3 protein-coding genes are annotated in these 3,354 nt (G+C 74.4%); 1 reads left to right on the top strand and 2 read right to left on the bottom strand.

Annotation, left to right across the window (positions count from 1 at the left end):
• Together K6I33_RS33410 and K6I33_RS33415 are read right to left on the bottom strand one after the other, a co-directional pair.
• Positions 1-508 (bottom strand): protein kinase (locus K6I33_RS33410; protein WP_229358488.1); only part of this gene is annotated, 508 nt, incomplete at its 3' end.
• Positions 509-772: 264 nt separating this feature from the next.
• Positions 773-2,572: a serine/threonine-protein kinase gene (locus K6I33_RS33415; RefSeq protein WP_229358490.1), complete on the bottom strand. Its 1,800-nt coding sequence runs from the start codon at positions 2,570-2,572 to the stop codon at positions 773-775.
• A gap of 531 nt (positions 2,573-3,103) precedes the next feature.
• Here K6I33_RS33415 and K6I33_RS33420 point away from each other — a divergent pair.
• Positions 3,104-3,354: hypothetical protein (locus K6I33_RS33420; RefSeq protein ID WP_229358492.1), on the top strand; the 251-nt coding region annotated here is incomplete at its 3' end.

Below are 3,354 nucleotides of genomic sequence, written 5' to 3' on the forward strand. Positions count from 1 at the left end.
GCGCCGGGCGGGGCACGTCCACGAGCCGGGCGATGCCGAAGTCCGTGAGCAGCGCGGGGTGGGCGCCGGCGGGCCCGAGCGGGCCCTGCATGTCGAGGAGGACGTTCTCGGGCTTGACGTCGCGGTGCACCACTCCGGCGGCGTGCGCGGCGGCGAGGCCGTCGGCGACGTCGGCCACGATGGCGACGGCCGCCTCGGGCGCGAGGCGCCGCTCGCGGTCGAGCCGGGTGCGCAGGTCGGTGCCGCGGATGAGGTCCATGACCAGGGCGAGGTCGTTGCCGTCGACGACGAGGTCGCGGACGCCGACCACATGGGGGTGGTCGAGACCGAGGAGGGCCGCGCGCTCCTGCACGAAGCGGCCGACGAGCTCCTGGTCGGAGGCGAGATCCTCCCGCAGGAGCTTGATGGCGACCGGCCCCTCGGGGCCTTCGCCGAGCCACACCGTCCCGACACTGCCCCGTCCCAGGACCTGGTGGGCGGTGTACCGGCTGCCGATCTTCCGTGCCAAGACTGTTCCCCGACTCCTCCGCCATCCGGCGACATCATCCGACGGGCGCGGCCAGGCGGCCGTCACCCGCGCTGGCGACCAAGCTACGCGGCCGGAGGGGCGTTGGGGACACCGATTCAGTGCCAACCGTTACTTCTGAGGCAGAAAACACCCTTCGGGTGTCGACAAATCGACCGCCTTGTCGGTTCTCCACCGCCCCCGCCGTACCGGTCAATGGCCGGAACCACGCCCCGGCACCCCGGTCACCGCCCCGTCACCGCCCCGTCACTGCCCGGAGCCCGACCCCGCTCCGGAGTCGGCGCCCAGGCCGGAGATCCAGTCCTTGACGCTGGTGATCCAGTCCCAGGCGGCGTCCCAGAAGCTCTTGCCGTCGGCGACCCAGTCCTTCAGCGGCGTGAACTCCCACACCAGCCAGGAGCCGACGATCAGCACGACGATCATGAACAGGCAGCCCTTGAGGCAGCCCAGCCCGGGGATCCGCATGGGGTTCGCGCTGCGCTGACGCGGCGGGCGCGGCTCCCGGCGCGGGGCGGGTGTCGGCTCGGGGGCATACCGCTGCGGCTGGGGCTGAGGCTGGGGCGGCTGCGGGGGCTGCTGGTAGCGCGGAGCCTGCTGGGGCTGCGGCTGGGGCTGCGGCTGCCGCCGGACCGGCCGCTGCGGCGGGTACTGCTGCTGCGGCGGCTGCGGGGCGTACTGCTGCTGGGGCGGCTGCTGGTAGCCCTGCGGCGGCTGGGGCGCCGGGCGGCGCTGAGGCCTGCGGCGCAGCGGGTCCTCGCCCGGGTCGAGGTACTGGGTCTGCTCGTTGCGGTCGCGGGCCGCGCGCATCTGGCTCTGCCACGGGTGCGGGCTGTCGCCCTGCGCCTGCGGCGGGCCGGACGGGGGGCCCGGCGGCACGGGCGGCATGACGCGCGTGGGGTCGCCGCCGCCCTGCGGGCCGGGGCCCGCGGCGAGCACCTGGGTGGGGTCGGCGTCGCCCGTCCGCCCGGGGCCCGAAAGGCCGGTGCTGGGCAGGACGCTGGTCGCGGCGTTCGGGTCGTACCCGGCCGGGGCGGCCCCGGCGGAGGACGGCAGCACCTGCGTGGGATCGGCGTCGCCGGTGGCGGCACCCGCGCCGGGGAGGGTGTGGAGGCCCGTACCGGGCACCCGGGTGGGCTCGGGGTCGGGCGCGAGCAGCGCGCCGACGCCCAGCGCCGCCTCGGCCTGGTCCGGGGAGGCGTGGACACCGACGCCGGCGGCGACGACGCGCAGGCCGCGGGCGAGGTTCTCGGCGCTGGGCCGCTCCTCCGGGCGTTTGCGCAGACAGCGCTCGATGACCGTCCACAGCGGCTCGGGCACGGTCGTGGGGCGGCGCGGCTCGGCGCTGAGGTGCTGGTGGAGGACTTCCAGGGCGGTGGCGCCCGCGAACGGCGGACGGCCGGTGACCAGCTCGTACAGCAGGATGCCCGCGCCGTAGATGTCCACGGCGGAGGTCTGCGGGCGGCCCTCGGCGGACTCGGGCGCGACATAGGCCGGGGTGCCGACGAACTCGTGGGTGCGGGTGAGGCCGGGCGAGTCCGCGAGGCGCGCGATGCCGAAGTCGGTGAGCATCGGGTGCATCTGCCCGGCTTCGCTCTTCAGCAGCACGTTGGCGGGCTTGAGGTCGCGGTGGACGATGCCGTCGGCGTGGCTGGCGGCGAGGGCGTCGGCGATCTGCGCGGTGAGCAGCGCTGCCGCGACGGGCGTGAAGGGGCCGTTGTCGCGGAGGTAGCGGTGGAGGTCCGGGCCGTCGACCAGGTCCATGACGAGCGCGAGGAGATCGCCCTCGACGACGAGGTCGCGGGTGCGGACGATGTTGGGGTGGGTCAGCCGCAGGAGCACGGAGCGCTCGCGCAGGAAGCGCATCACGACGTCGGCGTCGTGGGCCAGCTCCTCCTTGAGGACCTTGATCGCGACGGTCTCGCCGGGCTGTCCCGTCACCGCCGCCTCGGCGCCGGCCGCCTCCCTCTGGCGGGCACGCCAGACGGTGCCCGTGGCGCCGCGTCCGAGCGGCTCCTCGAGCAGGTACTTGCTGCCTACCGGCCGCACGTCATGCGCTCCCTGGTCGTGATCCGGATGCCGAAACCTTCGAAACCCTCGACAGCGTCGATACCGTCGCCTTCCACCGGCACCTCCGCCCCACTGTAGTGCCGCCGTCCGGGCCGCCTGCCCGGCGAATCCGGTGGCGAATCCCGTGGGGCTTCCGGGAAAGACGCGGGCCGGGTGCGGATGGTTGCCGCAAGCGGTGGCGCTCCCCTCAAAATCGGCAACAAAGGGGTCGAGAGCAGGCAATTCCCAGAAGAAATCAGCCATCGCCCCACCGCGACCAGCGCGTTTCGCATACTCGGACCGTCGTTCAAGATCACGAATCGCGTCTCGCCGGGCGAGTCGTCCCTGCCGGATGCGAGGATGCTCGCTGGCGAGAGGATGCTGCTCGCCAGCACGGATGCGGCGGGGAGGGAGCGGGAAGACCCCGCGCGACGTGGTGACCTGTACGTGCCGACGCGCCCGTGCGAGGTGGGGGAAGGCCTGGCGCCGCCCCTGCCGCGTACTCCGGGCAGGAAGGGACCGTTGACGGCGATGCAGATCCGGCTGACCGTCCTCGGGCCGCTCAGCGGCCACACCACGTGCGCCTGCGATGTGCTCGTGACCGCCCCCGCGGGGACCGCCCTGGCCGCCGTGACCAGCGGCCTCGCCACCGCCGTCGCGGCGGCGGGATCCGACCTCGGCAGCGGTGCCGTCGTCGTCCACTCCGGCGACGAACGGCTCGACCCGCAGCGCTGTGTGCTGGGCGAGCCGCCGCTGATCGACGGCGCGGTGCTCTCCCTGGG

The organism is Streptomyces sp. UNOB3_S3 (genome assembly GCF_020740895.1).
Lineage (GTDB): Bacteria > Actinomycetota > Actinomycetes > Streptomycetales > Streptomycetaceae > Streptomyces.